Genomic DNA, 16,577 nt, shown 5'->3' with positions numbered 1-16,577 from the left:
ACAATTGGCAAATACGAAAGAATGTAAGTCAATGAAAAATCAACAATGACCTTTAACACAGCCTAAATTTAATATTTTAAAAGGTTATAGTGGAAAAACTTATACTCTATCAAATTCATCAGGATCTGCAAACATGCGTTTCCCCTGATTGAGTGTGTTTATTTTATCCATATCTTGTTGAGTGAGTTCAAAATCAAAGACATCTGCATTTTCAGCAATACGGTGAGGCTTTGTCGATTTTGGAATCGTTACTACCCCAGTTTGCAAATCCCAACGGATAATGATTTGTGCAGTTGATTTATTGTATTTATTTGCAATCTCAACCAGCACAGGTTCGTTAAGTAGCCCACCTTGCATTAATGGCGACCATGCTTCAAGCTGGATACCATGATTTTTACAAAAATCATGTAATTCCTGTTGATTAAAGCGAGGATGGTATTCAACTTGGTTGACCATTGGTTTGATCTCACAGTTTTCAATAATATCTTCCAAGTGGTGAATTTTGAAGTTACTTACGCCAATGGCACGAACACGTCCATCCTTATAAAGTTTCTCAATTGCTTTCCAGGTTTCTACATATTTTCCTTCGGAAGGCAGCGGCCAGTGAATTAAATAAAGGTCCAAATAGTCTAAACCCAATTTTTTCATGCTTTCATCAAAGGCAGCTATTGTAGATTCATAGCCATGGTTAGCATTCCATACTTTTGTTGTAATAAACAGCTCTTCGCGGGGAACATTTGATTCAGCAATCGCTCTGCCAACGCCCTCTTCATTTCCATAAATCGCAGCTGTATCAATGCTTCGATAGCCTGCTTCAAGAGCAGCCTTTACCGAACTAACAACTTCTTCTCCGTCATTAACCAAAAAAACACCTAAACCTAACCAAGGCATTTTTACGCCGTTATGTAGTGTCGTCGTACTTTTTAAATCTTTGAACATAAATCCTCTCTCCTTTATCGTTAGTATTCTATTAAAAGAACTAAATTTAAAATGTCACATAATTTCTCCATTGATGAACAGGTTTCCAGTTTAATAACCTTTTAGCTTTTTCATTGCTTAATAATGATTCGAAACCATGCAATTCTTTCCGGAATTCTGTTACCGTCGGATAACAAACTTCCATAAGCTGTTTGCTGGGAATATCCATACTCGTATCATCTGCAGCGATATTTAGGGCACCTGAGCCAAGACCATCTGTTTCAACAGCCAATCGATAAGCAGTTGCAGCATCTCTTGTATCAATGTAGCTCCACAAAATGGTTTTACGCTGTTCAGGATCATGAATAAAACCAGGGAAATTTTTATACATTTCCGGTGAAATTACATTTCCCAATCTAAATGAGACTACCTGCATACCTGTTCTTTGATGAATCATATCTGCTGTTTTTTCGTTCACAATTTTCGATAAACCATAGCTCTCTTCCGGTAATTGAGGATGGTTTTCGTCCATCGGTACATATTGAGGCTTTAAGTCTTGCTTTGAAAAACAAATGCCATATGATGATTCGCTAGAAGAAATCACCGCTTTTTTGATTCCTAAAGTCCCAGCAGCTTCTAAAATATTATAAGTGGACATGACATTATTTTTAAAGGTCACTTCGTTTGGATGCGAGTAAGCTACCGGTATGGCAGCAAGGTGGACTACTGCATCAGCCCCCGCTAATACCCCATATACTTCACCAAGATTGGTTAAATCAGTTAAAACCGTTTTACAAAGAGGTTCTTTTGGATATTTAAGGTCAGCATTAACAACATCGTAGCCATGCTCGATAAATTCTTTGATGACTTCTGAACCAAGAAGACCACTTCCACCTGTTATAACAACTTTTCCCATACTATTTCCTCCCATTTTTTTGTTCCTTATGATGTTGAAGGATCTTGCAAACATAAAAAGAATCATTCTTTTTCTTAGTTTGTTTAATATATAAACTATTTAATTTTTATGATATCATATTACTTTTTAGTAAGCCAATATATAATTTTATTATTCGTGCTTCCGATGAAGGTATGCCCACAGACAACAAGCTGCTTCCTGCCTGTGGGATACTTTCAAATTCCAATATTCCCGTACTTCCTATTACGCATTAATCAATTTTGATTTTGCATGTGCTACAGTTTTGCTTTTTGCTGATTTCCATTTGAACACCATATACCTACAAGAGTTGGCGGCACACTGAAGAACAATTAGGCTGCAAAAAGCTGTCCATGCACCTATCTGTCCGAAGTCATAGTATTGAGTCAGCAAAATGGTACAAGGGATAAACAATAGCCAATTTAGTAACATAGCGGTGCGTGACAAAAATGTGGTATCGCCTACTCCCCTAAGACCGCCGGCAAAAATAATCTGGGCACCGCTAAACAATTGAATGAAAGACGCTAAATGAATTACCGAGATCGCTGCCAAATAAACCGCCGGTTCCGAGGTATACATTTTCGCAACGGGTAGAGCAAACAGAAATAAAAAGATGGAGAATATAAACATAAAGCCCATTCCCAGGTATACAGTTACCAAACCAAATTTTTTCCCTTCCAATGGCCTCCCTCTTCCAATCACTTGACCAATTCCAACTGTTGCAGCTGCTCCAAATCCATTTGCCGGCATAAAACCAAAGGAAAGAATATTTAAAGCAATTTCATTGGCAGCAATCGCCACTGTCCCCAGTCGGGTTATACAGCTGGTAAACACCAACATTCCTAAACTATTGGAAAACTCAGTAATCCCCAGTTTCATTCCTTCTGCCAGAAGCAGCCAAACTTGGCGCGTTTCAATCGGTATCCAGGAACGCGTGAAAAAAGTTTCGTTTAGGAATTTATAATAGACAAGAAGATTCAAAAGAAGAGTCACCCCTTCAGCGACAACCATACTCCATCCTGCCCCCTGCAGTCCCAGATTTGGAAAACCAAGCTTTCCATATGCCAAGACATAGGTTAAAATGACCACCAAGGCACTGTTAATAATCGAGATATTCATAGGTGTTCGCGTATCTCCTATAGCTCTCATATAAGCATAGAAAACAATATTAAATACTGTGAACATCATTGCAAACATCCGAACCTGGACATATGGAGTACCAAGCTTGAGGATCGTTGAATTTGATCCCATGACCATCAATATTAAATGTGGGACCACAAAGCTGGCAACGAGTATGAGAATGGCCTGTAAAGCTGCAAAAATTAAGGCAATTTGCAACCGTTGATTTCCCAGCTTCATATTTTTCGAACCATAGTTCTGGGCAACTAAATAATTGATAGCCCCTTGGTTGCCGGAAAACAACGCCCATATATTGTACATTAAAACATTGGATATCCCTACAACTGCAATAGCTGCAGCCCCCAATTTACCAACAATCATTAAAATAAGCAGACCTGTAACAGTCATCGAGGAAAAAGTCGCGATAGATGGAATGGCTAAACGAAGGATCTCTTTAATTAGTTTCATCATCATCCCCCCGTTTCTTTAAATTGAAAATCATAAAAAAAACCTTCAAAAAGAGTATATTGAGGTTTTGGAAAAATCATCCAGTATAATTAAACAAAATTTTTATAAACACTCAAGAATCTACATCTAAATTACACACATAGCTTCCCGTATGGGATGGGATTAAAGATATGATTCTTTTAAAAATGAAAAAAGCTTTCTTCCCATCCCCATACAACACTTCTTTTTTTCAAATTTAAACACTGTGATGACAAGCTACCAAATGATCAGACGATTGACCTTTATCTTTTAGAGAAGGCATTTCCTCACGGCAAATATCTGTTGCCAATGGACATCTGTAAGCAAAAGGGCAACCCTTTCGTTCGATATTTAGATTTGGCGGCTCGTTTGAGTAGTCTGTCAAATCGATGTCCATTTGACTGCCAGGGGTAGATGCCAGCAAAAGTCTTGTATAAGGATGAAGCGGTTGCTTAATTAATTCTTTCGATTCTGCCACTTCCATTACCTTACCGCCATACATCACCATGATTCGATCTCCAAAATAGCGGGCAGAAGCCAAATCATGTGTAATATAAAGATAAGAAAGGCCCATATCTTCTTTCAATTGGTTCATTAACTCCAGAATACCGGCTCGGATGGATACATCCAGCATCGAGATTGGCTCATCAGCTACCACAAATTTCGGATTCACTGCAAGTGCGCGGGCAATTGCTAAACGCTGGCGCTGTCCACCGGAAAGCTCATAAGGATACTTCACGCGAATATCACTTACTGGAGTCAATCCTACCTTATGAAGGAGTTCCCCTACCTTTTGATAAAGCTCTTTCCCACGATAACCTTGGTGTTTTTTTAACGGAAAAGTTAAATGATTTTCGATCGTTTTTACCGGGTTTAAAGAGCCGAATGGATCTTGGAAGACCATCTGGGCATTTTTTCGATATTCCTTTAAGCTTTTCCCGCTGATGTTTGTAACATCTTGTCCATTCACATGAATTGTACCCGCGCTTGGACGATTGATTCTAACTAAGGCGCGGCCAATGGTGCTCTTTCCACTTCCAGATTCGCCAACCAGAGAAAGCACTTCTCCTTTGCGGATCAAAAAGCTCACATGATCAACTGGGATAATGGTTTGTCTCCCTGACTCTCCCCGAACGTTAAAAGTGACGACGAGATCCTTAACTTCAACAACTGTATCATTTTCAAAATTGGGCTGCTTCATTGCCATTTATCTCACCGCCTCTTTTACAAAATCTTCATTATATAGATGACAAGCAATCAGACGTCCATTCACATCTTTTTCTACTGGATGAATGGTTTTGCAGGATTCCATCGCATATTTGCAGCGAGGATTGTAAGCACATCCAGTCGGCAGATTAATCAGATCCGGAGGATTCCCAGGTATCCCTTCGATCTTAACGGTTTCTGCAGTTAATTCCGGTATAGCTCGAAGAAGGCCATCTGTATATGGATGGTGACTCTTAGAAAGATTTAAATCTTCGGCTTTTGTCACCTCGACTAAACGACCAGCGTACATAATCGCTACTTTTTCAGCAAGTTCAGCTACTAAACTAAAGTCATGACTGATAAATAATACGGCAAATCCCTTCTTGCTCTGAAGTTCTTTAATCTTATCCAAGATCGACTTTTGAACCACAACGTCAAGTGCAGTAGTTGGCTCATCCATAATAACAAGGTCCGGTTCAAGAGCGATCGCGATTGCGATCACTATTCGCTGTCTCATTCCGCCCGATAACTCGTGCGGATAGCTTTTTAAATGCTTAGGATCGATACTAACCAGCTCCAAAAGCTCTACCGCTTTGTCATGAACTTCTTGCTTTGTCATATTTGGCCGGTGCTCTCTATACACATCAGCAATTTGCTGCTCGACCGTTAATACTGGATTAAGCGCATTCATGGCACTTTGAAAAACCATCGACATCCGATTCCAACGAAACTTGCGAAGTTCTTTTTTATTCAGTTTATAAACGTCCTGACCCATAACAATGATTTCTCCGCCTAAAAGTGTTGCAGAGTTTTTTAATAGATTCATAATGGCGTTCGATAACGTACTTTTTCCAGATCCTGATTCACCGATCAAACCAACGATTTCATTTCGATAAATTTTTAATGAAACATCTCTAACAGCACGAACGGTTCCGCGTGCGGATTCATAGCCAACTGAAACATTCTTCAGCTCAAGCACAGGTTGTTCATTTTTATTTGACACGATGTTTCCTCCTCTTCTGAGAGCTTAAACGTGGGTTTGTAATACTATCAATTGCAAAGTTCATCAATACCAAGCTCAAACCTACCAGTCCGATTCCTAGACCAGGCGGGATAAACCACCACCAGGCACCAGTCAACATCGCTCCGTTTTGGCTTGCCCAGTAAAGCATTGTTCCCCAGCTATTAGCGTTAATATCTTCAAAGCCCAAGAAAGCGAGACCTGCTTCCGCAAGAACGGCACCCAATGTTGCATAAATAACATTTGCTGCAATTAAAGACATCATATTGGGTGCAATTTCCGTAAACATAATATTTAAATCAGATTTTCCTGACATTTTTGCGGCAACAACGAAATCACGGTGAGCCAGTGACATGGTTTGGGCCCTAAACACCCTGGCTCCCCATGCCCAGCCTGTAATACCAATAATAATACCGTTCGTATATGGCGTAGAATTTTTCACATATGCTTCAATAACAATCAGTAAAGCCAACCCAGGAAGAACGAGGAAGAGATTCATTAAGAAAGAAAGGAACGAATCAATTTTACCTCCTCTATATCCGGCTGTGATCCCGAAGAGTAAACCAAAGAAAGTAGCAATAATACCTGCTCCAAAACCAACGATAATGGTGGTTCTTGCGCCATAAATAAATTGCGAAAAGATGTCCTGCCCCGTGTTTGTCGTTCCAAATAAGTGGGCTGCAGTTGGATCTAAATTCGGCGTAAAATTCGTATCCTTCGGATTATAGGGTGCAATCCAATTTGCGAAAATTGCTATTAATATAAAAAGGGCAAATAGGAGCAACCCAGTCAATGCTTTACCATTTTTCAAAAAGTGTTTTAAAAAGCCAATTCGATCTATCAATTTCCTCTTTGTTTTTGTATATATTTGTGTAGTATCAGGTACTTTTTGAATGATTTCTGTATTAGGACTCATTTGCAGTTCCTCCTGTTCTTACACGCGGGTCCAAACGACTATAAAGCAAGTCAACGACTAAATTAGCAACAAGAACAGCAACAGCGATTAGTAAGAAAGAAGCTTGGATTAATGGATAATCTTCCTGAAGAACGCCATTTGTCAATTGTCCTCCGATTCCGGGATAAGAGAATACTTGCTCCGTTAAAATAGATCCGCTTACTACGTTACCAATGGCGATTGCGAAGCTAGTAAGCTGTGGGAGAATGGCATTTCGTGCTGCATATGTAAACATTAGGCGCGATGTGCTTACTCCTTTTGCTTCAGCAAATACCACATAATCTTCACCAAGAGTATTGATCATGTTATTACGCATACCAACCAACCAGCCACTTAGTGAACCGAGTAAAATCGTTACACCTGGAAGGAAGCCATGATACATTACACTTGAGATAAATGCCCAATTGAATCCGGGAACAAGTCCATCGTCGTAACCATGATTCATTGGGAACCAGTTCAATTTAAATCCAAAAATAAATAAAAATAAAAGGGCCACCCAGAAATAAGGCAATGCTTGTATGGCCATTGTTAAAAGCGGCAATGTATTATCTAAAAGGCCCTGCCGTTTCCAGGAAATATAGATGCCCGCTGCTGTTCCAATGCAAACAGCAAGTATGGTAGCAAGACCAACAAGTCCGATTGTCCATGGAAGACTGCTTTTAATAATATCAATAACAGGAGTTGGATAATTGCCAAATGATAATCCCCATTGACCTGTGAAAAGGCCTTTCAAATATTCAAAATACTGGATAATGATTGGCTTGTCTGTAAGACCAAAAGCCTTTTTCATCGCTTCCATGGAAGCAGGGTCCAATTGACCTTTAAACTTTGCAAACATGATATCCGCAGGATTGCCTGGCATCATTCGAGGAAGTATAAAGTTGATTGTGATGGCAGCCCATAGTGATAGCACAAAGAAACCGAGCCGTTTTACAATGAATCGCATGGAGGTTCCCTCCTTTTTTATTTTTAAAGCAATACGTAATCTTATATTTAAGGATTGATCTTTTTTAATAAAAAGAGGAAGAAACGCTTCTTCCCCCTTGGATATGAATTACTTGCCTGCTGGCTTTATTTTAGAAAGAATCACAGCTGCTTGAGGCCATGAGAATACAGCAGGTGTTGCATATGCATTATCTTTATCTGGCCAGCCAGTATAATTTTTCGTTGAATATTCATACCATGTTTCACCGTAGAATAATGGCATAAATGGAGCTTGATTTACAACCACATCTTCAATTTTGGCCATTGCTGCTTTTTGGGCTGCAGAATCATTTGTTACCTTGTAATCATTGAAAGCTTTTTCTGTTGCCGGGTCATTCCAGACTTCAGGATTCCAGCCGCCAGTTTTGGTTAATTCATCTTTAAACGTTCTGAACGGTGTCGCACTTGGGTTTGTCCAACCCATTGCCAAGTCAAACTTGCCGCTTTGAAGGTTAGCTTGATATGCACCAATTTGCGGTTGATCTACTTTTACGTCAATACCGATTTTCTTGAGATCTTGAGCAACTAACATACAAGTTTGCACCCAATCAGACCAACCAGACACAACTTGTAGCGTAAACTTCAATTTCTGACCGGAAGGAGAAACATAGATGCCATCGCTGCCTTTTTTGTAGCCTGCATCTTGCAGAACTTTTTCAGCACCTGAAAGATCTTGTTTGAACTGTTTGCCTTGATATTGCGGTGTAATGAAATCTTTATCACGAGGCTGAACAGCTGTTACGTTTAGAGGCTCTACATAACCATATTCAGCTTGGTTAGCAATCTTATCTCGGTCAATTGCCATGTTGATAGCTTTACGTACATTAACATCTTTTAAAATTGGATTCTTTAAGTTCGGATATAGATTGATGGTTGAGCTTGCCGGGAACCAGTAATGGAAGTCAGAGCTCCTAGATGTATAAACCTTATCAACGTTTGGTATAAACATGGAGGCCCAGTCAAGTTGTCCATTTACAAGTGCTAATTGAGCACTTTCATTTGAGTTAAATGCCTTAAAATCAATTTCCGGTGCTTGATAGCTTGCAGCATCATAGAATTTATCGCTTTTCTTCAATTTGTAAACTTGTTGCGTAAAGCTATTAAGTACATATGGACCAGTACCAACAGGTTTTGTCATCGTAACTTTTGATGGATCACCTAGACTCTTCCAAATATGTTCAGGAACGATACTTGCCTGTAATACATATTCTTGGAATGGAATATTTGGCTCGTTAAAGTTGAAATCAACAACATTTGTCCCTTTTTTCTCAACTGAAGTAATGACCTTCATCAATCCTGAAGTATCAGCTGCAGGATATTGCTTTAATGTATTGAAAGTAAACAGAACATCATCAGCAGTGAACGGCTGACCATCTGACCACTTAACCCCGTCCCTTAGTGTAACTTCAAGTGTTTTGTTATTATTTGTCCAAGCATATTTCGTTCCAAGTGCTGGATATATATCCTGACTGACTGTACTGTAAATGAAAAGCGGCTGATAAATTAAGCCCATTGTTCCATATAACGGATTGGTTACGAATGGGTTAAAGTTTTCCTGCCAGTTTCCGTTTGGTGCACCCACTGTAAGTGGTTTCACAGCTGCTGCAGCTGAATTTCCACTGGCAGATTTTGTTGAAGTTGTTGCTGAGTTGCTGGAACAACCAGCCATTAGAACACTAACAGATAATACTCCGGATAATACCAAAGATACTTTGCGTTTCATTTTCATCTAATGACCCTCCTATAAACTTTAAGTAACCGCTTACAAACAAAGAATAATTTAATGTTTCTTGATTTTCCTCCAAACGTTGGTATCGACTTTGGATACCTCACCCCCTTTAGGATCTTAACTCTTGTTTCAGGAGTAACCGTTTACAAATTTAAAAAGTAATAATTGAAATTTTCAGACATCATTTTGTTCATGTACTTAGTTTATCAGTTATCCTAATTAAAAAAAGGTAACAATGATTAGGAAAAATACCATTATTTTTGGAATCGTGTTTTTCGTATGACCAACACCAAAAATTTGGTGAATAGCGCAAAATGTGTGGGGACGCCAGTTAAATATCAATAAAAAAAGCAAATGGAGAAAAGAAATCATTTTTCTCCACTTGCTTAATTTTAGGAATGCATCATCCTTTTACAGAGCCAGCCGCAATACCTTCGACAATGCGGTCACTTAGAACAAAGAAAGCAATTAGAATTGGAACAATACTAATTACTAATGTTGCCCCTATAGGACCCCAATCAGTTAAATATTGACCTACAAAGTTATTCACACCAACTGTAAGAGTCTTCCACTGATCAGAGCTAAGGAAGGTATTAACAAATACGAATTCATTCCAGTTATATATCATGTTAATAATAGCCGTAGTTGATAGGACAGGAACAGTCATTGGAAGCGTAATTTGGAAGAAGATTCGATGAATAGAACATCCGTCCATTACTGCCGCTTCTTCAACTTCCCTCGGAAGTGATTTATAAAATCCACTTAAAATCATTATCGTGATCGGTAAATTAAATGCAGTATAAGAGATAATAATTGACAGCGGATTATCAATTAGGTTAAGTGTTTTAAATATATTAAATAATGGAATTAATGTTGAATGAAGTGGAATCATATATCCTGCCATAAACAACCCAAGAACAAGCCCGCTAAGTTTCCAAGACATTCTTGTAATAGCGAAAGTTACAAAACTGGCAAGGATAATAGTCAAAATTACAGCAATAACAGTATACATCACACTGTTAAAAAAATAGTCACCAATGTGCCCTTGTGTCCAAGCCTTGGCATAATTTCCCCATTGTGGATGCTCAGGCAATGCAAACGGAGACATGCCAAAGACTTCTTGATTGGTTTTTAATGAAAAAAGAACTAACCATATCAGCGGGTAAATCTGGCATACTGCAATAATTCCAAGAATCAGGTAAAGAATACCGTACCCAATACGTTTACCAAAGGTATTACTGGTTTTATACGAAGTTGATAAGGTCATATTCACCCTCTTTTCAACAGCAACCTTACTCATCTTTTCCACTCTCCTTTCTAAAAATCAGTTTCGCCTCTAGACAGTAATTTTTGAATCAACCATGTCATTACCATACAGATTACGAGTAATCCAAAACCTATGGCACTGCCATATCCGAAATGAAACTTTTTAAATGCTTCACTATACATATAAGATGCCATAACTTCACTGGCATGGTCAGGACCTCCGCCCGTTAAAACATAGATTAAATCAAAATACTTTAATGACCCAACAATCGCTAAAATAACCATCACTTTGATTACGCCTGAAATGAGCGGAACCTTGATCTTATATGCAATTTGAAACGGTGTAGCACCATCAATTTTAGCAGCTTCTATGAGCTCTTCCGGAATGTTTTTTAATGCTGCATAGAAAATAATGATATAAAAACCTGCATATTGCCAAATGATAGGAATGAAAAGTGCATATAAAACAATGTGTGAATCTGCTAACCAGACAGGTAAATGTTTAACACCGAACGTAGATAATAATTTGTTAAGCATCCCGTTTGTCGGGTCAAATATTTTTGCCCAAAGCTGTGCAATTGCAACTGAAGATAAAAGCATTGGGATTAAGTAAATTTTTCTTAAAATGTTAGCTCCTTTTATTTTGCTGGCTAAAATCAACGATAAAATTAAATAGCCAATCAAACTTACTGTTGAAAAAATACCGAGTAACAGGGAGTGCCAAGTACTTGACCAAAATATCTTGTCATGGATTAATTGAATATAATTTGCTAATCCTACAAATTTCATCTGGCCAATGCCATCCCAGTTCATTAATCCATAATAACCTGTGAAAACAATGGGAATATAGATTAAGCCTAATATAAGAATTAAGGCAGGAAGGATGTATAAGGCGATTACAAACTTGTTGGACATAACACTTTTCATTTCATATACTCCCTTCTAATAGATAGAGGGCATATGAGATATGCCCTCTATGTTCATAAAAATTTACTAAGTTTAAAGATTATTATTTTTCTTCAGCTAGAGCATCTGCTTGTTGTTTTGCAAAATCTTCAGGTGTCACTTGGTTTCCAAATAGTGCAGTCATTAGTTGATGGTGCAGTTCTGATACTGATGGACTTGATTGAGTATCGAAATAAGTAGTTACATTTGATGCACTGCTTAAATCTTTCAAAATTTGTACATACATTGGAGCAAGTTTCAGATTACTTGTATCAACTTTCGTTGCTGGAATAACTCCGGCATCAGATACTGATCTTTTTCCCCATTCTTTAACTAAGAATGCTACGAAATCTTTAGCTTGTTTCTGAACTTTAGACTTTTGAGATACAAACAAACCAACCCCAGGACCACCTACATAACTGTTAACATCCGTACCTTTTCCACCTTCATAAAGTGGGAATTTGAAATATCCAACTTTATCTTTAAAAGATTTTGGAACATCAGGGCTTGTTGTATAGTTTGGTAATTCCCAAGTAGCCGTTAAGAACATAGCTGCTTTTTCATTCATAAAGTAACCTTTTGCATCGTCATTTGATAACGCACTGGCACCGTTTTCAAATGCCCCCATTTTAACTAGGTTTTGTGTTTCCTGTGCAGCTTTCACAATAGCAGGATCCGTCATTTTTGCTTTTCCGTGTATAACATCAGTCAAAATTTTCGGTCCGCCAATGCGGTCTGCTAGATACATAAACCAGAATGATGCTGGCCATCCATCTTTGGCCCCTACAGTAGCAGGTGTAGCACCGTTGCTCTTTAATGTTTTTACAACATTTTCAAACTCTGCAAATGTTTTTGGAACTTGAAGATTGTATTTTTTAAAAATATCTTTGTTATAGAAAACATATGAAATGTTTAATTCTAATGGCAATCCATAAGTTTTTCCGTTATAGGCATAAGATTCTTTGACACCCGGTATAAAAGCATCTTTAAAATTCTTATCTGCAATATCATCTAATGGTGCAAACATGTTGCCTTGTGCATATGGTTTGATGAATCCATCCGACCAAGTCATTCCGATATCTGGTAATTCATTTGATGAGGCCAAAACTTTAAGTTTATCTCTGTACTGATCAGGACCTAAAATCTCGGTATCGATTTGTACATTTGGATGTTGTTTTTCATAATCGCTAATGATATTTTTAACGATAGTATATTGAGCATTGGAACTGCCTTCCGGCCATAAATGCATAAATTTGATTACTGTCTTCCCACCGCTGCTGGACCCATTAGATGAAGTGGAAGAAGAGCAACCTGCAAGTACCATAGCTGCCAGCATTGCAATTGCCAATAACATCGAAACCGTTTTCTTTTTAAACAATGGTATTTCCCCCTTTTTAATTTCAGACTATTTTGTTTACACTATTAATTTATCATTTAAACTAAGTTAATAATAGGGTACTATGATTAGGAGAAATACCACTATTTTTAGAAAGCCCTTTCATAACTCCCCTTATGTAAAAATCTTCATGTGCCTCCTTCAAATCTATTAAAAGAAATAGAGTAGGCGCATGAGAAATTTCATGCGCCTCTCACAGATCCGTACGTGCGGGTCATCGCATACGGCTCCTCCACTTTATCCCCTTTGGGGATGTAGTTCGTTGTATATGTCTAAAAGAAAAACAAGTTTAATTTCCCGAAACCTTTCATTCGGAATCGCAAAATGAACGTGCTCAGTCTTAGAATTCCTCCATCTAGTCATTGAAAGATGCGGAAGTTCACCCTTCCAATTCCTTTTCCGAAGCTCCCTGTGGAGCTTTCTTATTTTTCTCCAGCTTCTTAACTGAATCATTCTTAGCCTTCTTCGAATCCATGTATCCAATTTTTGAAATAGTTTTTTTGAAAAGCCAATTCCAAAGTATCTTCCCCATCCTCTAATAATGGGATTTAATCGATGCTTGACGAATTCTTCCAGGTTAACTGTTAGATTTCTTTTCGTTACATCTTTGATACTTTTCTTAAACTTCTTTACTGCTTTGTCTGATGGAGAATGGAAATATCCTCTTTTGAAAACATACCCTAAGAAGATAAACGGTTCTTCGTAGTTGTCTACAATCTTAGTTTTGTCTGGGTGCACTTTCAATCCTAACTTTTCATCTAAGAGCTTCACTACCGTTCTTAGTACTCTTTCTGCTCCCTTTCGGGATTTGCAACAGATGACGAAGTCATCCGCGTACCTTGTAATACGGTGACCTCTTTCCATCATCATTTCATCGAGCGGATGCAAATAGATGTTCGCTAACAATGGACTGATTACGCCACCCTGAGGACTCCCCTTGTCACTCTCATAGAAAATACCATTTTCAAGGATTCCCGATTTTAAGAACTGCAAAATTAGCGCCAATACTCTATTATCCACAACTTCTTCTTTGATTAATTCGATAAGCTTATCATGAGGAATTGAATCAAAATAAGTCTTTATATCGGCATCAATTACAAAGGTGTACCCATCCATCAAATCCTTTCGGATTTTGTCTATCGCCATATGTGCACTACGGTTCGGACGAAATCCAAAACTACAGTCTAAGAATTTCTGTTCAAAGATTGGTTCAAGTATTCTTTTAGTTGCAGCTTGGAGAACTCGGTCTTCTACTGTTGGAATTCCCAGTGGACGTTTTGTACCATCAGCTTTTGGAATAAAAACTCTTCTAACTGGTTTTGCACGATATGTTTTCAAACGCAAAGATTCTTGGAGCACTCTTAAGTTGTGTTCCAATTCAATTTCATAATCTTTAATCGTTACTTTATCCACTCCGTGTGAACCGCGATTTTTCTTCACGTCATAGAAAGCTTGTTCCAGGTTTTGATAGTTCCATAATTTATCCATTAGGCTGTACCACTTGCGTTTCTTTTTAGAATTCTCCACTACACGTAAGCTTCGTTTTCCTATTGATTCATTCATGCATTCGATTCCTTTCCCAATACAATATCAACTGAATAGGTAAACCAATGGCTGATATTTGATATTAGTACTTCGCCCTAAACAACCTACTTTCTTTCGGTCTCGATTCTTCGGCTTTCTGCCTCATCGACTTCTGTTTAGTACATGACGAGTAAATAAGTTCGTATTGCTTTTCTTCGATGGACAGACGGGCTTCGCATCAGTCCACTGCCTTTTGAGTCAGTGCCCGCCTTATCAACTTTGTGATAAGTCACTTGTCTTTGTGGCGTTTCCAACAAGTTTATTCACTACTATCCCCTGCTCTGACTTCTCACCTTCCATAATCCATTTCTTGTCCTTCGCGGCTTTGAAAAAGAGTTACCACCTACGGTGGAGATGATGAGATCTCCTTGGGTCACGTTCATCGCCTTTCACTCGAATCCAGTCCTCATAACTAATAAGATACAGAGTGGTATTGGACATCCCCATTTTATGCAAGGTTATCCCACCTTACCAGCCAACATGGTTACAGCCACCTGTTCCGAGTTTTGCCTTCAAGTCCTCCGCACGAAATCTCACGATACTCGCACTACCTGTCAGCTATACATTTCCGCCACAACGGCATGTTAGGGACTTTCACCCATTAGAGCGATGCGCTGCCAAGCGCACATAAAAAGAGAGCTCCTATGTGCCCTCTTTCATTACGTTATATTGGTTACTGTTGCCCTTTCGCAAGAGCATCTTCCAGTTTTTTCGTAAAAGCTTCAGGTGTTATTTGACTTTCAAATAAAGCTGTCATTAATTGATGGTATAGATCTGATACAACTGGACTTGCTTGGGTATCGAAGTAGGTCGTTACATTTGATGTAGTGTTTAAATCTTTCAAGACATCGACGTACATTGGAGAGAGCTCCATCTTGCTTGCGTCTACTTTTGTTGCAGGGATTATTCCAGCATCATTAATTGATTTTATTCCCCATTCTTTCACCAAAAAGGCCGCAAAATCCTTTGCTTCTTTCTTCTGGCCTGAGTTTTGAGCTACAAATAAGCCAACCCCGGGCCCTCCAACATAACTGTTTACATTTGTCCCTTTTCCACCTTCATAAAGCGGAAATTTAAAGTAACCGACTTTATCTTTAAATTCTTGTGTAAAATACGGGCTTGTTACATAATTTGGCAATTCCCAAGTGGCTGTTAAGAACATGGCTGCTTTTTCATCCAAAAAATAATTTCTTGCGTCATCATTTGATAAAGCACTCGCGTCGGGCTCAAATGCACCCATATCGACAAGGTTTTGTGTTTCTTGTGCCGCCTTTACAATGGCGGGATTGGTCATTTTCACTTTTCCATGAATAACATCAGTTAAAATGTTTGGTCCTCCAATACGGTCTGCCAGATACATGAACCAGAATGATGCTGGCCAGCCATCTTTCGCACCAACCGTAGCAGGAATTACCCCATGACCTTTTAATACCCTTACAATATTTTTAAATTCAGAAAATGTTTTTGGTACTAGAAGATTATATTTCCTAAAAATGTCTTTGTTGTAAAATACATATGTAATATTAAATTCCAAAGGTAAACCGTAAGTTTTACCATGATAATCGTACGATTTTTTCACACTAGGGACAAAAGAATTTTTAAGATTTACATTTATAACATTTTCTAATGGTGCAAACAAGTTAGCTTTTGGGTAAGGCTTGAGGAAGCCGTCCGACCAGGTCATTCCAACATCAGGTAATTCATTTGAAGCAGCCAAGACTTTAAGCTTGTCTCTGTATTGATCAGTTCCTAAAATCTCCGTTTCAATTTTTACATTTGGATGTTGTTTTTCATAATCACTGATGATTTTTTTTACAAGTAAATTCTGTGGGCCAATTGGCCAAATATGCATAAATTTGATTACTGAACTACGGCTTAAATTATTTTCATTTTTAGATGAAGAACTGGAAGAAAGACATCCGGCTAGTGGCGCAGCTGCAAGTATAAAAAATACCATCGCCATTAAAATTATTTTCAATTTAACCAATGAAATTCCCCCTTAAACCTCTTAGTCGATGTTGTTATAGTGTATGA

Annotated in this window: 13 protein-coding genes; all 13 read right to left on the bottom strand. The window is 38.3% G+C overall.

Going from position 1 to position 16,577, the window contains the following annotated elements; genetic code table 11:
* Positions 1-99: 99 nt before the first annotated feature.
* Positions 100-939 carry an aldo/keto reductase gene (locus ACZ5XR_RS04370; protein ID WP_464500459.1) on the bottom strand — a complete coding sequence of 280 codons (840 nt, stop codon included), beginning with the start codon at positions 937-939 and terminating at the stop codon, positions 100-102.
* A 46-nt stretch (positions 940-985) separates the two neighbouring features.
* Complete coding sequence (locus tag ACZ5XR_RS04365; protein WP_464500458.1) at positions 986-1,834, bottom strand: NAD-dependent epimerase/dehydratase family protein; 849 nt, start codon at positions 1,832-1,834, stop codon at positions 986-988.
* Between the two features lie 243 nt (positions 1,835-2,077).
* The gene (locus ACZ5XR_RS04360) at positions 2,078-3,445 is read right to left on the bottom strand and encodes an MATE family efflux transporter (RefSeq protein ID WP_464500457.1); all 1,368 of its coding nucleotides are present in this window, start codon (positions 3,443-3,445) and stop codon (positions 2,078-2,080) included.
* 229 nt (positions 3,446-3,674) lie between these two features.
* Entirely contained in the window at positions 3,675-4,664 is a 990-nt protein-coding gene (locus ACZ5XR_RS04355) for an ABC transporter ATP-binding protein (RefSeq protein WP_464500456.1), read from the bottom strand.
* Entirely contained in the window at positions 4,665-5,666 is a 1,002-nt protein-coding gene (locus ACZ5XR_RS04350) for an ABC transporter ATP-binding protein (protein ID WP_464500455.1), read from the bottom strand. It lies immediately after the preceding gene.
* Positions 5,656-6,600, bottom strand: a complete 945-nt coding sequence (locus ACZ5XR_RS04345) for an ABC transporter permease (RefSeq protein WP_464500454.1) — start codon at positions 6,598-6,600, stop codon at positions 5,656-5,658. The genes ACZ5XR_RS04350 and ACZ5XR_RS04345 overlap by 11 nt, the downstream gene beginning before the upstream one ends.
* Entirely contained in the window at positions 6,590-7,585 is a 996-nt protein-coding gene (locus tag ACZ5XR_RS04340; protein ID WP_464500453.1) for an ABC transporter permease, read from the bottom strand. The genes ACZ5XR_RS04345 and ACZ5XR_RS04340 overlap by 11 nt, the downstream gene beginning before the upstream one ends.
* Before the next feature lie 108 nt (positions 7,586-7,693).
* Positions 7,694-9,352 (bottom strand): ABC transporter substrate-binding protein, encoded by a 1,659-nt coding sequence (locus tag ACZ5XR_RS04335; protein ID WP_464500452.1) that lies wholly within the window; start codon positions 9,350-9,352, stop codon positions 7,694-7,696.
* Positions 9,353-9,755: 403 nt separating this feature from the next.
* Positions 9,756-10,619 carry a carbohydrate ABC transporter permease gene (locus tag ACZ5XR_RS04330; protein ID WP_464502219.1) on the bottom strand — a complete coding sequence of 288 codons (864 nt, stop codon included), beginning with the start codon at positions 10,617-10,619 and terminating at the stop codon, positions 9,756-9,758.
* 50 nt (positions 10,620-10,669) lie between these two features.
* Positions 10,670-11,545: a carbohydrate ABC transporter permease gene (locus ACZ5XR_RS04325; protein ID WP_464500451.1), complete on the bottom strand. Its 876-nt coding sequence runs from the start codon at positions 11,543-11,545 to the stop codon at positions 10,670-10,672.
* 82 nt (positions 11,546-11,627) lie between these two features.
* Complete coding sequence (locus ACZ5XR_RS04320) at positions 11,628-12,917, bottom strand: extracellular solute-binding protein (RefSeq protein ID WP_464502218.1); 1,290 nt, start codon at positions 12,915-12,917, stop codon at positions 11,628-11,630.
* 279 nt (positions 12,918-13,196) lie between these two features.
* Positions 13,197-14,522: a group II intron reverse transcriptase/maturase gene (ltrA, locus tag ACZ5XR_RS04315; RefSeq protein WP_464497298.1), complete on the bottom strand. Its 1,326-nt coding sequence runs from the start codon at positions 14,520-14,522 to the stop codon at positions 13,197-13,199.
* 694 nt (positions 14,523-15,216) lie between these two features.
* On the bottom strand, positions 15,217-16,506 hold the full coding sequence (locus ACZ5XR_RS04310) for an extracellular solute-binding protein (RefSeq protein ID WP_464502217.1): 1,290 nt from the start codon (positions 16,504-16,506) through the stop codon (positions 15,217-15,219).
* Between the last annotated feature and the right edge of the window lie 71 nt (positions 16,507-16,577).

This window comes from Neobacillus sp. Fa239, assembly GCF_055395235.1.
This window is presented reverse-complemented; position numbering and strand designations above follow the sequence as displayed.